Below are 20846 nucleotides of genomic sequence, written 5' to 3'. Positions count from 1 at the left end.
GGGGAACCACGATGCCGCTCTACCTGTCGAAGTTCAGCTACACCCCAGAGACCTGGACCAGGTTGATCAGCAACCCGGAGGACCGGAGGAAGGCCGCCCAGACTTACATAGAATCCGTCGGAGGAAAGCTCCATGGCTTTTGGTACGCGTTCGGCACCCACGACGGCTTCAACCTGTGGGAGGCCCCCGACAACGTATCCATGGCCGCGGTGGCGCTGGCAATCAGCGGGGGCGGTGCGCTGAGTTCGTTCGAAACGACGGTGCTGCTGACCGTCGAAGAATCGATGGATGCCATGCGGATGGCCGGAGAGATTAAGTACAGGGCTCCCGGCTCCTAGGGTGCCCCGGACTTTCGACGGCATTCAGGAGGCGGACACGATCTCGATGGCGACCGTCTCGATGATTCTGGTCGATGGTTCACCCACCAGCGCAGGCGCTGTAACACCGGTTTTCCACGTGTCATTCTGCAGCCGGGCAAGGAAGTCCACAGCAGCTTCCTGCGACTCGAAATCCAACTCGAGCATCACGTAGTCCTCCTGGTCGAGCGGACGGGAGATCCGGTAGGACCGCACCCCCGAAGCGGCACGGTCCAGCGGATCGCTGTCGAAAGCCCTCCTCCACATGCCAAAGTCCCGGACTTGGTGTTCAATCTGCAGCGTAATCATGGCGGCACTCCTGTCGACGGTTCTACAGGCCCAACATTAGGCCCGGAAGTCCGATCCAAACAGGGCCACGGACATGAACTGCCGTCCGGACTGGGTTTTCAAAGACCGCCTTGTCAGCACCTGGGCGAGTCGAACTCGTAGGCCCCCGAGTCGGCCGCCGCTGTTCCGGTACAGTCCCCGTTCTGGGGGACTGTAGTCCCGGACAGGTCAAACGTGGAAAAACTGGTCCCGGCGCGGTCAATTGCCGGGCTGGTGCTCGTGAGGTGGAGGTCGGCCGGTGCGTTCACGAAACGAGCCGGCGCCGTGGTGGATGTGCTGTTGCGCGTGAAGTTGATGGGACCGTTGAGGACGTTCTGCTTTTCTGTCCAGCCGGAGCCATTGATCCATAGGGAGTTCTTGACGCCCACCAGGATATTGGCCCGGATGACCGTCGATGAAGGGCAGCCCGCATGGCAGACAATCGCCTGGGACTGCGAACCATTCAGATATACCGTATTGAATTCAAAGACCGTACCGTTGGTGGGACCGAATGATGTGCCCGCTCCGCGCGCGATCAGGCCTTTGGCCTCTGAACAGTTGGCCCCGCAGGTTGAACGGACCAGGTTGTAACGGAAGGTGTTTCCGTCCGCAGTTCCCGAGGACTTTCCAAGCTCCGAGAAATTATTGTTGTCGAGGGCCACATTGTGATGAATGCTGTTCCGGTTGCCGTTGTAGATTTCGAACGCACCGCCGTCGCGGTTGTAATCGTAGGAAAACGCATTGGATCCGCTGACCGTATTACCGGAAAACTCATTGTCGTTGCCGTTGATCAGCACGCCGAAAGCGCCTGAGTCGTCACTGCAGTTCACTGCCTGCGGAGTTCCGCAATTCGAGCCAGGCGTTTTCACGTTCATGATGTTGTTATTCGTCAGCACATTGCCGGTGTATATCCCGAAGTCCGACCCCGCGCCTGCCTTGATGCCGACAGCGTTGTTCGAGGCGCTTGAATTCCGGACCGTGTTTCGGTCGCCGGTGATGCTGATGCCTGCATAGCCGCAGGAGACCCCGCGGAGTCCGTCAACAATGGTGTAGTTGCCGTTGATCCTGATGCAGTTTCCCGACTGACCGCCGGTTATTGTCGGGGTGTTGCCGCTTCCGTAGCCAATCAAAGTGATAGGAGCGGCGCCGGTCCCGCTCTGATTGGCCACGATGCCTCCCGTCCAGGTGTCGCCCCTGCGGAAACTGACGGTGTCGCCGGGCTGGAGGACGGTGGAGTTTATCTTTGACAGCGATTTCCATGGCGCCGAGCTTGACGATCCGGAGTTGCTGTCGATCCCCGCGGCACTGACGTAATACGTTGTACCCGCAGCCGAGACTGGAGCCGGCATTCCTGCGACCAACGCGCTGACCATAAGAAAAATCATGAGTGCGGCTGCTGTGGTGGACCTGATTTTCATGTCTTACCCCTGCGGTTTGATGGTGAATGGAAATGCTCGCATTCGACCACGTAGATTATTGAAATCAGCCAGCGCAGAACAATCTCACCGCCTTTTGGGCGTGGGATATTAGTGGTAGTAACTCGGGGACCGCTACTTTCGACTGACTAGCCACGCATCTGCAACTGCAGAACTGAAGTGAGTCCTGAAATCAGGCAGGTAAGCCTGTTGCCGAAGTAAATCCAAACCTGTGCGCTTAAAGCTAGGGACTGCTCTGGCCAAAGTCAAAGATATCGGCGGAATATCTTGGTCAGGGCTGGCGCTCCAGCGTATGCACGTCGGTATTGGCTCCGCAGACAATGATTGCGACGCGTTCCCCCTCGCTGGGAACATAGGCCCCGGACGTCAGCGCGGCGAAGGCGGCCGCGGCGCCGTACTCGGCGGGGATACGGTAGTCGCTCCACAACTGCCTGCGGGCAGAGGCGATGGCCTCGTCGTCAACGAGCACCGAGGCCGGCGGGACCCTCGACGCCATGCTGAAACCTATCTCACCCACACGCCGGGCACCCAGGGAACCCGCCGCGATCTCGGACACGGGCACATCGACCGGCCGGCCGACCTTGAGCGCCGTGTGCAGGGTGGGGATGTTGAAAGGTTCAACCGCGACCACGCGCCCTGCCCTCGGAAGCTGCGCCCACCCCGGCGTACAGTCCGCCGCCACCGACAGCGACGATTATTGTGTCGATGCCCGGCTCATCCTGGAGAATCTCTTCGGCGACAGTACCTGCGCCGGCAGCGATCTCAAGCTGGTCGTAGGCATGGCAAAACAGTGCACCGCTCGCTTCGACGTAATCCATTGCGGCCGCGTAGGCCTCCGGCACGAAAACCGTTGCCGGAACGCCAAGTACCGCCGCGGCATAGGCATTTGCCAGGCCCGCATTGCCGCCGGACGCCGCGACCAGGCCGGCGCCGGGGTCGAGTTCGCCCCGCTCGCGCGCTGCCAGCAGGCGGTTGAATGCCCCGCGGGCTTTGAAAACGCCGGTGTGCTGCAGGAACTCGCACTTGAACCAGAGCGGAGCGGCAGAGGTACCCGCACGGAGCAGGGGTGTGCGCCTCACCTGGCCGCTGATGCGGCTCTCGGCCTCGAGCACATCGCCTCGAGTGATCATGATTTCTCCCTGGGTAGCCGCATGTGAAGCTGTCTGGCATCATGGGGGCGCCCATGATCGGCATTAAGAGGCTATCGAAAGTTCTTTCGGATTCCACCGCGGCATGGCCTTGCTCGGGTCGGAGCGGGTACAACAGAGACATGACGACATCACTCCTGGTGCTCGGCCCGATGATGCGGTATGTGGATGAGACCTCGGCGAGTATTTGGGTGGAAACCCGGGATGCCGCCCGGGTCTCGGTCCGTGCCGGCGGCAGGGCGTGCGAGGCCCGCACTTTCGCTGTGCACGGCCACCACTTCGCGCTGGTGGAGATGGACGGACTGGAGCCGGGCACAGTCACGCCCTACACCGTGGACGTCAACGGAACACGGGTCTGGCCTGATGCCACGTCCGGGTTCCCCCCGCCGGTGATCGCGACGCTGAAACCCGGGAAGCCGCTACGAATGGCCTACGGTTCCTGCCGCACCAGCGTCCCGCACGACAAGTCCGGCAACCGAAGGCACGGCATCGACTCGCTGCGTGCGTACGCACTTCGGATGGCCTCCGACAGCAACCTCGCATGGCCGGACCTGGTCGCCTTCCTCGGGGACCAGGTGTACGCCGACGCGACCAGCGACCAGATGCAGGAGTTCATCCGCGCCCGCCGGGACATAGATGAACCGCCCGGCGAGGAGCTCAAGGGCTTCGAGGAATATGCCCACCTCTACAACCTGGCGTGGTCGGACCCGGCGAACAGGTGGTTGCTGTCCACGCTGCCGAGCGCCATGATTTTCGATGACCATGACATCCGCGACGACTGGAACTCCTCGCAGAGTTGGAAGAAGGACATGGAGGCCACTTCCTGGTGGCACGAACGGATAGTCGCGGGTCTGGCATGCTACTGGGTCTACCAGCATCTGGGGAACCTGTCTCCGCAGGAACGGGCCCGGGACGCGACGTGGCAGCTTGTTGTCGGCCACGGGGAAGGGTCCGAGCCCGACCTGAGCGCGGAACTCGACCGTCTCGCAGAACGGGCAGACCAGGACCCGGAGTCCTACCGGTGGAGCTTTTGCCGCGATTTCGGTGACACCAGGCTGATAGTGGTGGACTCCCGCGCCGCGCGGAACCTGGACCCGGACGGCCGCGCCCTTATTGACCACGCGGAAATGGCCTGGCTCGACGGCCGGATGCGCGGCGGTTTCCGCCACCTGCTGGTGGCGACGTCCCTGCCTTTCCTGCTGCCGATGGGCCTGCACCATGTGGAGTCCTGGAATGAGGCCGTGTCCGAGGGTGCGTGGGGGAACCTGGCCGCGCGTGCCGGCGAGAAGCTGCGCCGGGCGGTGGACCTTGAACACTGGGGAGCCTTCCAGAAAAGTTTCCAGGACGTGGCGGCCATGGCGTCCGAGGTCGCCGATGGCAAACGCGGCCCGGCGCCGGAGACCGTCATTTTCCTCTCCGGGGACGTACATTTCTCCTACGTTTCGGAAGTGGAGCGCTCCTCGGGAAGCCGGATCGTGCAGGCCGTCTGCTCCCCTATTCGCAACCCTCTGCCCCGGCTGATGAGGTTCGTCACGGCCATCCTGTCCTACGGCCTGGCCGAGCCGGTAGGAGCCTTGGTGGCGCGCTCGGCAAAAGTACCGGATCCGCCGTTCCGCTGGTCCGGCATCAAAGGGCCGTGGTTCGACAACAACCTGGCCTGCCTCGAAGTGGCACCGCACGGACTGAACCTGTGGTGGCAGACGGGCGTCGCGAACCGCGGGGACACGCTGCACCCCGGGCTGGAACGTGTCGCCTCCTTCACCATCGCCCCGCGGGAAGTGGAGGAGCCCGCAAGCGGGCGGAGGGCGTGAGCTCTGACTCAGTACCCTTCCCGGCGGAATAGGACGGGTCGTGGGCTGCTTGTCCTAAGCACGGGGCCATGTGGCCGCCGCCGGAAAAAGGATGCCCCTTGCCCACTGCTTTTATCCCCTTCACCCTGCGAGCCACCGTCCGGGAAGGCCACCAGCGCGCCTTCCGGACAGACATCGAGCGGCTGACATCAGATCACCGCGCGCCGCTGTCCACGGTGAAGACGACGGAATCGATGGCGTGCCTGCGGGGCGCCATCGCCAAAAGCGAGCACACTGCGAGCGAGGCGAGCCTTGCCAGCTTCCTGACGGACCGGCTGGCCACCAACGGCATCCACCTCGACCTCACCGTCCACCTGGAGGACTAGCACCGGGGCAGGCACTTCAGCAGGCCCGTCACACGTTGACACGGCCGTGTGATCCATGCCATATTCGAGGCGTGAACCTGTCAGACAGCCGGACAGCAGGACAGCCTGCCTCAGATCCCCTTGACCCCGGCCGCCAGCCGCTGCCCCGCCTCAGTGCCGCCGAGGCCGTCTTCAACGCCCTCCGGGCCGAGATCGAATCCGGCAGGCTGGATGTGGGCGCCAAGCTGAGCTCCGAAACCACGCTCGCGCACCGCTACGGAGTGAGCCGTTCGGTGGTGCGCGAAGCGCTGCGCTCCAGCACGGCACTCGGACTTACCGTGACGAAAACCGGTAAAGGGACATTCGTCGTCGCCAACCGCGTAGCCAAGGACCTCGACTTGGGGCACTACTCCGCCCGGGACCTCACGGAAGCGCGCCCCCACATCGAAGTGCCCGCCGCCGGGCTCGCCGCGCAGCGCCGCACTGCCGAGGAACTGGAGAGCCTCCGGGACATCGTGGTCGCCATGGCCGCCGAGGATGACCCCGAGGCCTGGGTCAGCCTCGACTCCTGCTTCCATGCCGCGATCGCCCGCGCCAGCGGCAATAAGGTCTTCGAAAGCGTCGTGGCCGATATCCGCGACGCCTTGGCCCATCAGTCCGAAACACTCAACATCGTGGCCGACCGGCAGCTCGCATCTGACCTGGAGCACCAGCGCATCCTCCGGGCCATCGAAAGCGGTGACCCGGCCGGCGCCCGTGCCGCCATGGGCGAGCACCTCCGCGCCGTGGGCGTCGCCCTCGATTCCATCCTCAGCCAGTAGCCAGCAACCCTCTCAAGGACGCCATGCCCTTCCCTGCCCTGACCGACATCGCTCTTCGACTGGAGCGCACCGCCTTGCCGCAGCATGTCCCCCTCGCGGCCCAGACCCGCGACGGGGTGGTGGAAAGCGTCCACTACGGTTCGGTGATCGCCGTGTCCGCGGAAGGCGCGGGCACCCGAACCCTCCTCACGGCGGGTGATCCGCTCGCGCCGTTCTACCCGCGCTCGGCACTTAAGCCACTGCAGGCGGTGGCTATGGTCCGCGCCGGGCTGGACCTGCCCGCCGACCTCCTGGCCCTCACGGCCGCGAGCCATTCCGGCGCAGCGATGCACCGCGACGGCGCCGCCCGGATCCTGCAGCTCCACGGCCTCACGCCGGGATCGCTCGAAACCAGCGCCGATCTCCCGTATGGCGTCCGCGAACGCGAAGCATGGCTCCGTGACGGCGGCTCACCCACCCGACTGGCTCAGAACTGCTCCGGGAAACACGCCTCTATGGCCGCCACGTGCGTCATCAACGGCTGGCCCGTGCAGGGCTATCTGGACCCCTCGCACCCCCTTCAGAAGCTTGTGGCGGAAACCGTCCGGGAGCTTACCGGCGAGGAACCGGCGGGCGTCAGCACCGACGGCTGCGGCACCCCGCTCTTCGCCCTCACCCTCCGCGGCATGGCCCGCGCCTTCGGCCGCCTGGCCTCGGCGGGGGTGCACACCTTTGCTCCCCCGGCCGACGGCGCGGAGGCCGCCGTCGCGGACGCCATGCGCCGCCACCCGGAGATGGTGGGCGGCGGAGGGCGCGATGTCACGAACTTGATGCGCCTGGCGCCGGGGCTGCTGGCCAAGGACGGATTCGAAGGGGTGCAGCTGGTAGGCCTGCCCGACGGCCGTGCCATTGCCCTGAAGATCTCCGACGGCGGCGACCGCGCACGCATGCCGGTCACCATCCGCGCGCTGGAGGCGCTCGACGTCGACACCGCACCACTCGCGGCCATCGCCACGCAGGCCGTCCTGGGCGGCGGCCGGGCCGTAGGACTGTTGCAGCCCACAGATTTCCTCTCCGCCACCACCCCCGCCCCCGAAGCCCCCGAAGGACAGCCATGAGCTCCCCCGAACCCCGCACGGCGTTCCGCCCCGAAAACGGCCTGCGCTCCGAACACGATCTGCTCGGGGACCGCGACATTCCCGCCGACGCCTACTGGGGCGTCCACACCCTCCGCGCCGTGGAAAACTTCCCCATCACCGGCCAGCCGCTCTCAACCAACATGCATCTGGTCCGCGGGCTGGCCGCCGTGAAACTGGCAGCAGCCCGCACCAACTACGAGCTCGGACTGCTCGACGCCGAGCGTGCCCGGGCCATCGAGGCCGCCTGCACCGACGTCATGAACGGGAAGTTCAGCGAGCAGTTTGTTGTGGACGTGATCCAGGGCGGCGCCGGGACGTCCTCCAACATGAACGCCAACGAGGTCATCGCGAACCGGGCGCTGGAATTCCTGGGCCACCGCAAGGGCGACTACGCCCGGCTTCACCCCAACGACCATGTGAACCTCAGCCAGTCCACCAACGACGTTTACCCGACCGCCGTCAAGCTCGGCACCATCTTCGCCGCCCGGGAACTGCTCGAAGCCCTCGCCGAACTGGAGGAAGCGTTCGCCGCCAAGGCATTGGAGTTCCGCACCGTTGTGAAGATGGGCCGCACCCAACTGCAGGACGCCGTGCCCATGACCCTGGGCCAGGAGTTCGGCAGCTACGCGGTCACGATCGGCGAGGACCGGCTGCGGCTCGCGGAAGCGGACCTGTTGATTCACGAGATCAACCTCGGCGCCACGGCCATCGGCACCGGACTGAACGCCCCGCCAGGCTACGCCGAGGCGGCCTGCCGGCACCTGGGCGAGATCACCGGCCTGCCGCTGGTCACCGCCGTGGACCTCATCGAGGCCACCCAGGACGTGGGCGCGTTCGTCCACCTCTCCGGCGTGCTCAAGCGCGTCGCCGTCAAGCTGTCCAAGATCTGCAACGACCTCCGGCTGCTCTCATCCGGACCGCGTGCAGGCTTTGGCGAAATCAACCTCCCGGCCGTCCAGTCCGGGTCCTCCATCATGCCCGGCAAGATCAACCCTGTGATCCCGGAAGTGGTCAGCCAGGTGGCCTACGAAGTCATCGGCAACGACGTCACCATCACCATGGCCGCCGAAGCCGGCCAGCTCCAGCTCAACGCCTTCGAACCGATCATCGTGCACAGCCTCCACAAGAGCATCTCCCACCTCGAAGCGGCCTGCAGGACCCTGACTGCACGCTGCGTCCGGGGCATCACCGCCAACACCGAACACCTCCGGCTCACGGTGGAACAATCAATCGGCCTCGTAACCGCACTGAACCCCCACCTCGGCTACGCGACGGCCACCGCCATCGCCCAGGAAGCCCTCGCCACCGGCAAGGGCGTTGCGGAATTGGTCCTGGAACACGGCCTGCTCACCGCCGAGCAGCTCCAGGAACTTCTCAGCCCCGAGCGCCTCGCCAACCTGAGCAAATAGACAAAGGACTGACATGACACAGCCCCAACCGACCAGCACTCAGAACCAGGCCATTAACGACCACACCATTCCGGTGCATGCCCACGCCTCCTCAGCCGCCCTCCACGTCGAAGACGAGGGCTACCATAAGGGCCTCAAACCCCGCCAGGTCCAGATGATCGCCATCGGCGGAGCCATCGGCACCGGACTCTTTATGGGCGCCGGCGGCCGGCTGGCTACGGCCGGGCCTGCTCTGGTCATCAGCTACGCCGTCTGCGGCTTCTTCGCGTTCATGATCCTCCGTGCGCTCGGTGAACTCGTGATGCACCGGCCCTCCTCGGGTTCGTTCGTCTCCTACGCCCGCGAATTCTTCGGCGAAAAGGCCGCTTTCGTCACAGGCTGGCTGTACTGGCTGAACTGGGCCATGACCGCAATTGTGGACATCACCGCCGTCGCGCTTTACATGAACTTCTTCAAGAAGTACTGGGCCCCCATCGCTGATGTGCCGCAGTGGACCTGGGCGCTGGCCGCCCTGGTCCTGGTGCTTGGGCTGAACCTCATCTCGGTCAAGGTGTTCGGCGAGCTCGAGTTCTGGTTCGCCCTCATCAAGGTGGTCGCCCTGGTGACCTTCCTGTTGGTGGGCATCTATTTCGTAGTCTTCGGCACCCCGGTGGCTGGCCAGGAGGTTGGCTTCAGCCTGATCGCGGACAACGGCGGCCCGTTCCCCAACGGCCTGTTGCCCGCGATCGTCGTGATGCAGGGCGTGGTGTTCGCATACGCGTCGATCGAGCTGATCGGCACCGCGGCCGGTGAAACGGAAAACCCCGAAAAGATCATGCCCAAGGCCATCAACACGGTGATCGTCCGGATCGCGGTCTTCTACGTCGGCTCCTTGGCCCTCCTTTCCTTGCTCCTGCCGTACAGCTCCTACAAGGCCGGCGAAAGCCCGTTCGTCACCTTCTTCGGATCCATCGGCGTGGAGGGCGTGGACGCCATCATGAACCTGGTGGTTCTCACCGCTGCGCTGTCGTCACTCAACGCCGGCCTGTACTCCACCGGACGCATCATGCGCTCCATGGCAGTGACCGGATCGGCGCCAAAGTTTGCCGGACGCATGAACAAGGCGGGCGTGCCGTACGGCGGCATCGCCCTCACCGCGGCAGTGGCGGTGCTCGGCGTCGTACTGAACGCGCTGGTTCCCGCTGAGGCATTCGAGATCGTCCTCAACGTCGCGTCCCTGGGCATCATCAGCACGTGGGGCATGATCGTCCTGTGCCAGATGCAGTTGGCGAGGCTGGCCAGCCGCGGTGAGCTGTTGCGTCCGGACTTCCGGATGCCGGGCTCGCCCGTCACCGGCTGGCTGACGCTCGCCTTCCTGCTGGCGGTCCTGGTCCTCATGGCCTTCGACTCCCCGGTGGGCACCTGGACCATAGCCTCGCTGGCGGTCATCGTTCCGCTGCTGATGCTCGGGTGGCGCCTCTGCCGGGAGCGCGTCCTAGAACTGGCGGCCGTGCGAGACGGCTTCACGGGGCCTTAGCCGGTGGTGGCCAACTGTCCGGCGCGGGGCAACGGAGGAGGAGCGCACTAGCTCCCCCGCCGAGGGCAGCTTTCGAGACGCAATGGCCTTCTCCGGCGCCGTATTGAGGGATCAGGCCCCGGCACCATGAGAAAAGGGGCAGAATGTGCCATGGCGGGACTGCCAATGCGTCCACAATGCTCACAACGCCCGCATGACCACTTGCCCGCTTGCCCGGAAGGAAACGAACAAATGTCGGAGAACGCCACGAGTCCTGCCGCCGATGGCTCCATCCGCGGTGCCAGGTGGGGAATCCTCGGGACGGGATTCATCGCCGGCCTGCAGGCCTCGGACTTGATAGACCATGGGTTCGCCATCCAGGCCGTGGGCTCCCGGACCCAGGCATCGGCCGCGGAGTTCGCCGACAAATTCCACATAGCGTCGTCCCACGGTAGCTACGAGGACCTTGTGGCCGACCCCGAGGTGGATGTTGTGTACGTGTCCACGCCACATCCCTTCCACTACGGGAACGCGCTCCTCGCCCTCAACGCAGGCAAACATGTGCTGATTGAGAAGCCCTTTGCCATGAACGCCTGGCAGGCACGGGAAATTGTGGAGCTCGCCGCGTCCAAGGGACTCGTCGTCCTGGAAGCCATGTGGACACGCTACCTTCCGCACATGGTCCGGATCCGCGACCTGATCAGCTCCGGTGCGCTAGGCGAAGTCCGCACGCTGATCGTGGACCACAACCAGAACCTGCCGAAGGATCCGCTGCACCGCCTGAACGACCCCGCGCTGGGTGGCGGTGCGCTCCTGGACCTGGGGATCTACCCCGTCTCCTTCGCCTTCGACGTCTTCGGTGCTCCCGTCAACATCCATGCGACCGCCAGCATGACTTCGACGGGAGTGGACCGGCAGACCGCGATGATCTTCGAATACAGCGAGGGGCAGCAAGCGCTGCTGTACTGCGCTTTGGACACGGCCGGGCCGAACCATGCCTCGATCATCGGCACGGAAGGCAGGATCGAGATCGATTCTGTCTGGTACGCACCTTCGCCCTTCACGAGATACGACTCTGACGGGAACCTCGTGGAGACCTTCGATGAGCCGGTCACCGGCCGCGGAATGCAGTTCCAGGCCCAGGAGATGGAACGGCTTATCGCCGCCGGGGCAACTGCCAACGGCATCCTGTCGCCCGAGGAGAGCGCGCTCGTCATGGCGGCGATGGACGCCGTCCGACGCCAAATCGGACTCGTTTACAGGGACGACGAGAAATAGCTATGCCGCGGTGTCCGGACGGATGATTCCGCCGTCATGACCTCGCGGCAGTGTCCGGATCCGTCAGCGCCTCGACCTTGTCCGCCGGAATGACCCAGCTGTTCCAGTCCTCCGGCCGGGTGGACGGCCGGCCCAGGAAGTAGCCTTGGCCTGTTGTCATGCCAAGACCGGTGACGGCCGCGAGTTCGGCGCTGGTTTCGATTCCTTCCGCGGTTGCCGACGCACCGATCTGCCCCGCGAGGCCGGCCATGGCTTCAGCGAAAGCATGGCGGAGCGGGTCCGTATCGACGCCCGCAATGAGGTTCCGGTCCAGCTTGATGATGTCCGGCTGGAGCTGCTTCACGTGGCGCAGCGAGGCGAAGTACGAGCCGACGTGGTCGACCGCCAGGCGCACTCCCCGCGCCCGCAGGGGTGCGAGGGCCGCCACCAGGGCTACTGCCTCCTCATCGGTCAGCGCCTCCGTGAGCTGGAGGACTATCCGGCCGAGTGACAGTTCCGATTCCTGCAGCAATTCCGGCAGGAGCGGGTCAAGGCAGCAGGCCGGTGAGATCTTCAGCGCCACGTACAGGTGGCCGGGCAGGCTCCGCGCGGCAACAATGGCGGACTCCAGCGCCGCAAATTCCAACTCGCTGCCGAGCTCTGCGCTGGCGGCCTCGGCGAACCACTGGCCCGGTTCCTCGCTACCGTCACCGATGAACCGCGTGAAGGCCTCGACGCCGACGACGGCATCCGAAGAGAGGTCGAATATCGGCTGGAAAGCAGTCAACAGCGTCCGGTGCGCCAGGACCGACAAAATGCGTGAAGTAGCCCCGGCGGGCCCCGCTTCTGCCGGGTAGTCCTCCCCGGCCGGCGAGGGCGGGCGCTGCGCCTCCTGAAAGCCGCCGGTGTAGTCAGCCAGCGTCCCCAGCGAGACCAGATGTTCCGCGAGTGCTATTTCCGGGTGTCCCGGGTTTAAGGCCAGGTATTCGCGGAGTTGGTCCCGCACGCCGGCATGCTCCGGGGAAGTCTGTGCCAGCACCGCCTTGACAATCTCCGCGGCCTGCCGGCGTATTCTCGAGGCCCCCGCCTCGGGGTGCTCGGTGGCCCCGGGTACTTCCGGCTGCTCGTTGTCGCTGCACGATGGAAAGTTGGACGGATCCGTCGACATTGGCTATTCCCTTGTTCCGCGTTCCGGCTGAGCCCGGAACCGGCCTGCCCACGCACGATGTCCCCCGCCGGCGGACGTGGGAGTCCGTGACAGCACTGTACAGCGGAACCAACGGGTGTGTCCCGGACTTGGAGAAGCAATCGTCACGTTACATGACAGAACTGACTTCCACTGCGCCCTTGAATCACATCGGGCATTGCCAGCCGGCGCGCCGGACTTTAGCCTGCGGGTGGGACGTGCCCGCTGATTGTTACGATCAGGGGCTCTTTTTCCGGTGTTCGCCCCGTTCGATAGGGATCCGGTCATAGGTTGGAACCGACGAGGGCGATCGGTTGGGCGTCGCCGGCAATGAGAGGACCACACCATGTCAGATCTTGAACGGTTTTCGTCGATACACCTGAGCCGGCGCGGAGCACTTGCCCTCGGGCTGGGAGCCTTGGGGGCCGGTACCCTCGTGGGCTGTGGCGGCTCACCCACGCTGCCTGCTCCGTCCGGTTCCGCCAGCGGAACAGCGGCGGCAGGCTCCGTCATCGACCTTGCGGCTTTCGGCGCGGTCCTGGCCAAGGGCGCCGTGGCGAACGATGCGGTGGTGCAGGCCAGCGCCTGGGCGAAGGCCATCAAAGCCAAGGGCCAGCTGGTCCGCGGTGGCACGGACACCTCCACGCTGTTCTCGTTGCGTGATCCTGCCACGGGCAAGGTCGCCGGATTCGATGCTGGCCTCTCCCAGCTTCTCGCGAAGTACATCATCGGCGAGCCCAAGGAGAATCTCTCGCAGGTCACCGTTGATACCCGGGAGACCCTGCTGCAGAACAACTCGGTGGACGTCATTTTGGCCACGTATTCCATCACGCCCAAGCGGGCCGAAAAGGTGGATTTCGGCGGCCCTTACTACGAGTCCAAATCGGCCATCCTGGTGAAGACGGACAACACGTCGATCAAGTCAGTGGCGGATCTTGCCGGAAAAACGGTCGCGACGCAGAGCGCCTCCACCGGTGTCACCCTGCTGAAAGAGGTGGCACCGGAGGCGATCGTGCAGACCTTCGATGACAACCCCAAGTGCCTCGCCGCCGTCCAGCAGGGCCGGGTGGAGGCATACGTGATCGACCAGTCCATCCTGCTGTCCAACGCCGCCAGGAACAAAGACGTCAAGATCGTCGGCGACACGTTCGGCAACAGTGACAAGTACGGCATCGGACTGCACAAAGGCACGGATGCGCTGGACTTCGTCAACGCGTGGTTGAAGGTCGCCGAGGACGACGGCTCGTGGGACGCCCTGTGGAGGGCCACCGTGGGCCAGGTGCTCAAGACAGACCCGCCGAAGCCGCCGGCCATCGGGGCCTGAGACCGGGCCTATGGACCAGCTGCTCACGACCTACCTCGACGATTTGCTGGCCGGTCTCTGGATGACGGTGCGGCTGACCGCCGTCGCCTTCCTCGGTTCACTGGTGGTCGGAACGGCCGTGGCGGCCTTGCGGGTTAGCCCCATCGTGCCGTTGCGCGCCGTGGGGCGGCTGTACGTGGAACTATTCGTCAACATCCCGCTGATCAGCCTGCTGGTGGTGGTGACCTTCGGCCTGCCGGACATCGGCGTCACGTTCGACTTGTTCTCCTGCGCCGCGATCTCCATGATCCTGCTGGGCGGCGCGTTCACCTGCGAAGCCATCAGGACCGGCGTCAATGCCGTGCCGGTGGGCCAGGTTGAGGCGGCCCGGTCCATTGGCCTGGACTTCTTCGGCGTGCTGCGCTTTGTGCTTTTTCCGCAGGCCTTCCGCAGCGTGATCCAGCCGATCGTCAACGTGTTCATCGGCATCCTCCTCAGTTCCTCGCTGGCCGGAGTCATCGGGGTGAAGGACCTCACGCTGCAGGTTTCGGAAATCAACAACGAAGCCGCCCTCGGGCTGACCACCTACCTGGTGGCCGCCGGCGCCTATGTGATCATTTCGCTGCTGGCGGGCGGACTCGGAGCGCGGCTGGAAAATCGGCTCCGGGTGCAACGATGATGTGGTTCCGGCCATGAGCACCGAAGACCGCCTCTTCGACGCGGCGGGCCCGAGGGCCCGCCGTCGGATCCGGATACTCACCGTCCTCAGCCTGCTCGGCATCGCCGGTCTCGCGGCAGTGACGCTCCTGCGTTTCGGGCAGGCCGGACAACTCGCGCCCGATCGTTGGGTGGAATTCACCCAGGCGCCTTACCTGCTCTTCCTGCTCGCGGGACTGGGAAACACGATCGCGGCGGCTGCCGCATCCGCGGTCTTTGCGCTGCCGCTGGGACTTGTCCTGGCCCTCGGCCGGCTGTCGGTCCGCCCGGTCCTGCGGCGCTTCGCCACCGGCTGGATCGAGTTCTTCCGTTCCGTCCCGCTTCTGCTGGTGGTCTATATTTTCGTCAGCGGACTCCCGCAATACGGCATCAACCCCGACATCTTCTGGAAGCTGGTCATCCCCATCGTGCTGTGCAGTTCGGCGGTGATGGCCGAGATCTTCCGGGCCGGCATCCAGGCCCTTCCCGCCGGTCAGAGCGAGGCCGGACTCAGCCTGGGCCTGTCCGAGGGCCAGGTCATGCGCAGCGTCGTACTTCCACAGGCGATCAGGATCGTGGTGCCCTCCATGGTGGCCCAGCTGGTGGTCCTGCTCAAAGACACCACCCTGGGTTACGCCGTCAGCTATCCGGAGCTGATGAAGACCTCCAACAATCTCACGGCCTATACCAACCACCTGATCCAGACGTACCTGATCATCGCGGCGGTGTACGTGGTCACCAACGTCCTGATCTCCCACTTGGCGCGGTACCTGGAACGCCGCATGTCCGGGCGGGCCGCCCGGATCGGGCAGGAGGCCCTGGAACTGCGCATCGGCTGAACGACCGTGAGTGGTGGGTTTCATGAGGGAACTTTCATGCCCCTCTCATGGATGCCTCATTGTTGGGTGTCATGCTTGCACTGGAACCGGCGTACGCCGGAGGAGCTTGCGGATGGTTGAGGACCGCGGTGAACATGCATGGAGGGAGCTGGCCTGCGTCCCGGGCACCGGCCCGGGACGCAGGGGCGCCCGCACCGCACCGGGAACCGGAGCTGGTCACATGAGCTGGTGCTCCCCCGTCCCCCTCTTCGCCGACGACGACACCGGCACAACCTGGCAGGTCCAGCGGGCCTGGCCCTTCGTCACCCCGGGAGACTACATCCTGGAGGTCCGGACACCGGGACGGCCCGGCGTCCGGGGCGCCCATCTGCGCCATGGCCACTTCGAACTTATCCCGCTGGACGATCCGCGGCTGCCGGCGTTGCGGTCGGAATCGCAGCACGGGGTACTAGTCAGGTACATGCCGCACAAACGAGCGGTCATCCGGGCGCAGGGCAGCTACATCAAGGTTTTCCGGCCCGGCCTCGCCATCGTTCCAGCCGAACGCTGCGCGCAATTGGACGTCCTGCTGGACGCCGGACATTTCACGACTCCCCGGATCCTGCGCCGCAGCTCCCAGGACGTCATCGTGTTCAGCGCCATCCCGGGACGAACCCTGAACGAGCTGGGCGGGGACGGCTCCGAGGCCGGCGATGATTTGTTCGATCGGGCGTGGGCGAAATGGGCGCACGCCTGGGTGGCGCAACTGACCACTGCTTACGTGCCCGCCGAACAACGAGTATTGAGCAGCCTTCCGCTCCATTCTCCCGAGGTGGAAGCGGCCAGGGTGCGGCGACGGATGGACCATTGGTTGAGTTGCGCTGACGAGGTCCGGGAGCTGTCGCGTGAGCGAGGCATCCTGCTCGCCCGGGCAGGGCAGGTGACGGAGGAACTGCTCCGGGCGGCACCGGATCCACTGGTATGGGCTCACGGCGACCTCCACGACAAACAGATCATCGCCACCGACGGCCCCTCCGCTCCCGGGTTGCTGGACTTCGATGGAACATCCCGGGCCGAGGCCGCCCTCGATCTGGCGGACCTGGACGTGCATCTGGAGCTCCAGCTCCGCCAAAACCGGCTGACGCCTGCACGGTATCGGACTGCTCATGGGCACGTGCTGGCGGCCGCTGAGGAACTGGGCGTCAGTCCGGACCGGTTCCATGTCTACTCGGATGTCTTCTGGCTCCGTCTGGCCGTTTCTCCGCTGCCCGGCCGTTTGTCCCTGGCCATCGCCGTTCTCGCGGAAAGGGCGACGCCCCAGGAGGCCGTCGCCGGCGAGATCGGCTTCCGGACGGCGCCGTAGCCGCGCCCAACCCGTGCCACAACAGCTACGACGGCTGGGGTTCGGTGTTCGGCGTGCCGGCCGAGGCAATTGTCTGGTCGGCAAGGGCGTGCTGCCGTCGACTCGCCAGCAGGAACGGTACCGCGATCAGCTCGATCACGCCGCTGATCGCCAGCGAGGCAGCGTAGCCGTACACGTCGGCGGCCCTGCCGAGCACCGGCTGCACCACCACACCGCCGCTGGATCCCATAAGGGAATCGAAGCTCAACACTGTTGCCCGCTGCTTTGAGGCGATCATGTCGTTGAGGTAGGCCTGCCGCACCGGGATGCCCGCCGAGAAGACCAGCGCCCAGAGCGCAAGAAGCACCAGGGCAACCCAGAAAACCCGGGTGAATCCAAGCATGACCAGGATCAATGCGCCCATGATGCTGCACGCAACCAACACGGTCGTGCGTTTGCGGACGAGGCCCCGGATTCGGGGCGCCAGCCAGCCGCCGACCACCTCCGCCCCGGCCACAATCGCCGCCGCCAGACCCGCCACGGAGTACGCGCGCGGGTCCCCGAAGAGCTCAAGCAGGTACGGCTGCAGGGCGTAGAAGACATAGATCCCGACGCCGGCGCTGAACGGCGCAGCGAGCATCACGTACCGGACGGGCGGATTCTTCAAGCCGTTCTCGATCGAGGCGGCGAGCACGGCCCGGCTCGCCTGGAGCGGACGGGCCGAACGGTCGGGGGTGAAACCGACGTCGCGCATGAGCCCAAAGGCAACGGCGAACATGGCCAACAGCACACCGACACGCAGCAGGAACGGCACGCCCAAATTGGTGGCCTGCGCGATCACACCGCCGGCCACGGAGCCGACCAGCATGGCGCCGCCGGACACCATCTGTCCCCGCCCGAGCACCGCTTCCAGGCCGCCTTCGTAGCCCGAGAAGCGCAGTGCATCGACGAGCCATGCCTCAACCGCGCCTGAGAAGAAGGTGAAGCCCAGCCCCAGCAACACCGACACAACTGCCCACGCCCAGAACGGGGCGGAAAGCTGCCAGAGCACGTAGTAGAGGTACGTCGATACGGCCAGGGTCACAGTGCCGAGCAGGAACGAAATGCGGCGCCCCCAACCGTCGGCAACCACGCCCGTGGGAACTTCGAACAACACCATGCCGGCCGTGAAAAAGGCATTCGCGGCAAACGCCTCAAGGTTGCTGAGCCCGGCGTCCAACAGGAACAGGGTGTTGATCCCCCAGATAAACGAGGCGGCAAGGGTATTTCCCAGCGTCAACGTGAGAAAGATGCGCTGGATCTTTCGGGCGGCGGCGTTCATCACGTCGGCGCCTCCGCCAGGCCTACGGGGCAGCACGAGCCCATTCTCGTCTTCCCCGCCGCACCGCGCCAGAGGAGGGACCAACTGGGTGCCCGGTTCGGACAATGGCCGGCCATGGCCGCGCCGTCGGTAAGATTCCTGTTGTGCCTCTCCCCGCTTCGCTTCCCCAGCCCGTCACCGTGTCCGTTGCCAGGACCGTCCAACCCGGCCGGACCCGGCAAGCCAGTGCCTGGGCCCACGCCGGCCAGGAACTTGCCCGCGAATGGCCTGGTTACCTCGGCTCCGGCTGGGTCCGCACATCCGCGGATTCGAACGAATGGCACATGCTGTACCGCTTCGCCGATGCCGATCTACTCAGTGCGTGGGAAGAGTCCGGCGAACGGCGCTGGTGGATAGACAGTGCGGCTGACCTCGTCGAAGTCACCCAAGTTGAACGGCGCACGGGCATTGAGGGCTGGTTCGCCCAGCCCGGCGATGCCCGGCTTACCGTCCCCGAAACCGTGGTGCCGCCACGGTGGAAGCAGATGGTCAGCATCTTTCTGCCGTTTTTCCCGTTGAGCCTGCTGGCCAATTTCCTGCTGCACCCGCTGACCCGGGAATGGCCACTGGTATTCCAGGTGCTGCTGGCCACCTGCCTCCTCACACCGCTGATGACGTACGTCTTTCTTCCGGTCACCACCCGGCTGTTGGGACCCTGGCTTCGCAAGAAGCACTGAGAACGATCCTGCAGAGGGTCAGGCCGCGAACAGCCCTTCCCCGATGAAGCCTCCGGGCTTGACTCCGGGAGGAACGGCGAACAGGCCCGAGCCGGTGTGCTCCAGGTATTCGACAGACCGCGTGTCGTTCCGGGCCATGGCCTGCTGCATCGGAACCTAGTGTGTCCGCGGATCCTTGACGAAGGCGATGAAGAAGAGCCCGGCGTCCAGGTGCCCGACCCCGTCCGAGCCGTCCCTGTAGTTGTAGCCGCGCCGCAGCATATGCACTCCATGGTTGTGCGCGGGGTGTGCGATCCGGACGCGGGCGTCGGTGCCAATCAGCGGTTCACTGGCACGCCCGCTTGCCGCAAAGTCGGGATCCGTGAATTCGGTGCCGCCCGAGAGCTGGGCGCCCTCGGACTTGGTCCTGCCGATCAGGTTCTCCTGCTCGCGCAGCGAGGTCCGGTCCCAGATTTTCGATGTGCATCCGAAGGCGGCGCGCCGGTAATTAAGTCGGCGGTCCGACGGCCCTCCACAGTGTTGCTCGATTGCGCCGACAAGGAGTTCGCCTCGAGCGGCGTTCCGCGGCAGCCAGGTAACCCGGACATTGGACCGGGTGCGGATGTCCTGGACGTCGCCGGCGTCGGGCACTTCCAGGTAGGCGCTGCCACCGACGCCAGCCGGGAGGGCTTCCAGGATGGCGCTGATCGCCGGGACGGCTGTTTCATCACCGGCGAGAAGTACGTTGCGGGATCCCTGCGGCGCCCATCTGATGCCTGTCGCGTTCCAGGGGGTCGCAGTGCTGATAATCCGGCAATCCGGGCCGATGATGAGAGCCGGAGTGCCGGGTGTTGCTGTCCTGGCCCAGTCCGATCCTGGCGCGCTGCGGCCGGTCTCGGCAGGGTGGAGGACAAAGTCCACGTCCAGTTCCCGCCCCTGGTCCGTGGTCCGCAGGGCGCGGACCGTGTAGCTGCGGAGTACCCCGCGCCCGGGCTGCTCGCCGCGAAGCCAGTGCTGGTGCCAGCCGTCGGAGAGCGGCCCGCTGGGAGTCCCAGGCCTGGACACGGCATGCCCTCGGACCGGCAGCCGGAGCTTGATTCGCAGATCAAGCGTCGGTCCGGGAACTCCGAACCGGTCCAGATCCGGGCCGGCGAAGGTGACGCGGCGGAGTTGGGGCTGAGGTCCTGAACGCGTCGGGCAACCGCGTCGAACACACACAACGGATAGCTTGGGTGGCCGCTTTCGCCGCTCATGTGCTCTCCTTCCGTGGCGGTACTTAGGCAAGGCTTACCTAGGCCTGCCGTAGGCTGGAGCGGGTAAATAAGTCGTAAATGACTGACGGGACAGGCTGGCGGGCCGCACCGACGTCGGAGGTGGCGCTGTACCGTCCGACCGCGGTGCCGCCGCAGCCCGCAACGCTCCCCGACGGGGAAAACGCCTCCGCCTGGACCAGGCACGTATGTCGTCCTACATCCACTTGACGGGCTGGTGTGATCGCCCTTACAGTTTTCCCTACAAGCATGGGGCGACACCTTCGGCATGTGCACCGACCAATTCGGCGTCAACTGGCTCGTGAACATCGGCCCCTCCCAGCCTTAAGCCGGCCAGCAACGGCCCCACTCCGGCCCATCCCCCACCGCACCGGCAACATACGCCACGGCCCGGCCCGCTGCGGCTCCCGGCGCCGGCAACCGGACAGGCCCCGGCACCCCCCATCCACCACACATCCAGTATCCGGAATCCGGAATCCAAGGAGTCATCATGATCGCCAAGGAAGACATTGACGGCCTGGTCAAGGGCCACGGCAATGTTATGAGCCCCGACGGGGAAAAGATCGGGGGCATCGGCCAGGTCTACCTCGACGATGACACCGACAAGCCCAGCTGGGTCACCGTGAAGACGGGGCTGTTCGGCCTACGTGAGTCCTTCGTCCCGCTCGAAGGAGCCTGGATCCAGGGCGAGG

At 65.3% G+C, this 20846-nt stretch carries 18 protein-coding genes and 3 pseudogenes; 14 read left to right on the top strand and 7 right to left on the bottom strand.

The annotated features are described in order from the left end of the window. Positions 1-11: 11 nt before the first annotated feature. The gene (locus ABIB51_RS16130) at positions 12-338 is read left to right on the top strand and encodes a GYD domain-containing protein (RefSeq protein ID WP_354189775.1); all 327 of its coding nucleotides are present in this window, start codon (positions 12-14) and stop codon (positions 336-338) included. 24 nt (positions 339-362) lie between these two features. On the opposite strand, the gene ABIB51_RS16125 is transcribed toward ABIB51_RS16130, so the two are convergent. The 3 genes and pseudogenes from ABIB51_RS16125 to ABIB51_RS16115 form a co-directional block, all read right to left on the bottom strand. Beyond that, positions 363-665: a hypothetical protein gene (locus tag ABIB51_RS16125; RefSeq protein ID WP_354189773.1), complete on the bottom strand. Its 303-nt coding sequence runs from the start codon at positions 663-665 to the stop codon at positions 363-365. 113 nt (positions 666-778) lie between these two features. Further along, on the bottom strand, positions 779-2101 hold the full coding sequence (locus ABIB51_RS16120) for a right-handed parallel beta-helix repeat-containing protein (protein WP_354189771.1): 1323 nt from the start codon (positions 2099-2101) through the stop codon (positions 779-781). A gap of 289 nt (positions 2102-2390) precedes the next feature. After that, positions 2391-3249 (bottom strand): annotated as a pseudogene (locus ABIB51_RS16115) (pyridoxal-phosphate dependent enzyme). Positions 3250-3389: 140 nt separating this feature from the next. Here ABIB51_RS16115 and ABIB51_RS16110 point away from each other — a divergent pair. From ABIB51_RS16110 to ABIB51_RS16080, 7 genes are all read left to right on the top strand, one after another. Further along, positions 3390-5078, top strand: coding sequence for an alkaline phosphatase D family protein (locus ABIB51_RS16110; RefSeq protein WP_354189769.1), 1689 nt, complete (start codon positions 3390-3392; stop codon positions 5076-5078). A 98-nt stretch (positions 5079-5176) separates the two neighbouring features. Then, on the top strand, positions 5177-5443 hold the full coding sequence (locus tag ABIB51_RS16105) for a hypothetical protein (RefSeq protein ID WP_354189767.1): 267 nt from the start codon (positions 5177-5179) through the stop codon (positions 5441-5443). 71 nt (positions 5444-5514) lie between these two features. Next, positions 5515-6243, top strand: a complete 729-nt coding sequence (locus ABIB51_RS16100; RefSeq protein WP_354189765.1) for a FadR/GntR family transcriptional regulator — start codon at positions 5515-5517, stop codon at positions 6241-6243. 23 nt (positions 6244-6266) lie between these two features. Next, positions 6267-7340 (top strand): asparaginase, encoded by a 1074-nt coding sequence (locus tag ABIB51_RS16095; protein ID WP_354189763.1) that lies wholly within the window; start codon positions 6267-6269, stop codon positions 7338-7340. Continuing rightward, positions 7337-8770 carry an aspartate ammonia-lyase gene (locus tag ABIB51_RS16090; RefSeq protein ID WP_354189761.1) on the top strand — a complete coding sequence of 478 codons (1434 nt, stop codon included), beginning with the start codon at positions 7337-7339 and terminating at the stop codon, positions 8768-8770. Before ABIB51_RS16095 ends, ABIB51_RS16090 begins: the two co-directional genes overlap by 4 nt. Before the next feature lie 13 nt (positions 8771-8783). Then, on the top strand, positions 8784-10286 hold the full coding sequence (locus tag ABIB51_RS16085) for an amino acid permease (RefSeq protein WP_354189759.1): 1503 nt from the start codon (positions 8784-8786) through the stop codon (positions 10284-10286). Between the two features lie 231 nt (positions 10287-10517). Continuing rightward, positions 10518-11543, top strand: a complete 1026-nt coding sequence (locus ABIB51_RS16080) for a Gfo/Idh/MocA family protein (protein WP_354189757.1) — start codon at positions 10518-10520, stop codon at positions 11541-11543. 34 nt (positions 11544-11577) lie between these two features. Here ABIB51_RS16080 and ABIB51_RS16075 read toward each other — a convergent pair whose 3' ends face one another. Beyond that, complete coding sequence (locus ABIB51_RS16075; RefSeq protein WP_354189755.1) at positions 11578-12690, bottom strand: EAL domain-containing protein; 1113 nt, start codon at positions 12688-12690, stop codon at positions 11578-11580. Positions 12691-13054: 364 nt separating this feature from the next. Here ABIB51_RS16075 and ABIB51_RS16070 point away from each other — a divergent pair, with 364 nt between their 5' ends. The 4 genes from ABIB51_RS16070 to ABIB51_RS16055 all read left to right on the top strand — a co-directional run bounded on the left by ABIB51_RS16070 (position 13055) and on the right by ABIB51_RS16055 (position 16888). Then, positions 13055-14032, top strand: a complete 978-nt coding sequence (locus ABIB51_RS16070; RefSeq protein WP_354189753.1) for a glutamate ABC transporter substrate-binding protein — start codon at positions 13055-13057, stop codon at positions 14030-14032. A 10-nt stretch (positions 14033-14042) separates the two neighbouring features. Continuing rightward, entirely contained in the window at positions 14043-14690 is a 648-nt protein-coding gene (locus ABIB51_RS16065) for an amino acid ABC transporter permease (RefSeq protein WP_354189751.1), read from the top strand. A gap of 13 nt (positions 14691-14703) precedes the next feature. Beyond that, complete coding sequence (locus ABIB51_RS16060; RefSeq protein ID WP_354189749.1) at positions 14704-15546, top strand: amino acid ABC transporter permease; 843 nt, start codon at positions 14704-14706, stop codon at positions 15544-15546. A gap of 112 nt (positions 15547-15658) precedes the next feature. After that, positions 15659-16888, top strand: coding sequence for a phosphotransferase (locus ABIB51_RS16055; RefSeq protein ID WP_354189747.1), 1230 nt, complete (start codon positions 15659-15661; stop codon positions 16886-16888). A gap of 25 nt (positions 16889-16913) precedes the next feature. On the opposite strand, the gene ABIB51_RS16050 is transcribed toward ABIB51_RS16055, so the two are convergent. Next, positions 16914-18188 carry an MFS transporter gene (locus tag ABIB51_RS16050; protein WP_354189928.1) on the bottom strand — a complete coding sequence of 425 codons (1275 nt, stop codon included), beginning with the start codon at positions 18186-18188 and terminating at the stop codon, positions 16914-16916. 134 nt (positions 18189-18322) lie between these two features. Between ABIB51_RS16050 and ABIB51_RS16045 the strand changes: the two genes are divergently transcribed. Continuing rightward, positions 18323-18904, top strand: a complete 582-nt coding sequence (locus ABIB51_RS16045; protein WP_502916159.1) for an antibiotic biosynthesis monooxygenase — start codon at positions 18323-18325, stop codon at positions 18902-18904. Between the two features lie 18 nt (positions 18905-18922). Here ABIB51_RS16045 and ABIB51_RS16040 read toward each other — a convergent pair. Then, positions 18923-19391: pseudogene (locus ABIB51_RS16040) on the bottom strand (Dyp-type peroxidase); the annotation flags it as partial. A gap of 41 nt (positions 19392-19432) precedes the next feature. Continuing rightward, positions 19433-20101 (bottom strand): annotated as a pseudogene (locus tag ABIB51_RS16035) (siderophore-interacting protein); the annotation flags it as partial. 543 nt (positions 20102-20644) lie between these two features. On the opposite strand from ABIB51_RS16035, the gene ABIB51_RS16030 reads away from it, so the two are divergent. Then, positions 20645-20846, top strand: a 202-nt coding sequence (locus tag ABIB51_RS16030; protein WP_354189743.1) for a PRC-barrel domain-containing protein, incomplete at its 3' end; no start/stop codon positions are given.

The organism is Arthrobacter sp. UYCu712, from assembly GCF_040547005.1.
In the GTDB taxonomy this organism is placed as follows: domain Bacteria; phylum Actinomycetota; class Actinomycetes; order Actinomycetales; family Micrococcaceae; genus Arthrobacter.
The sequence above is the reverse complement of the archived record's forward strand: the minus strand, read 5'-3'. Positions and strand labels throughout refer to the sequence as shown.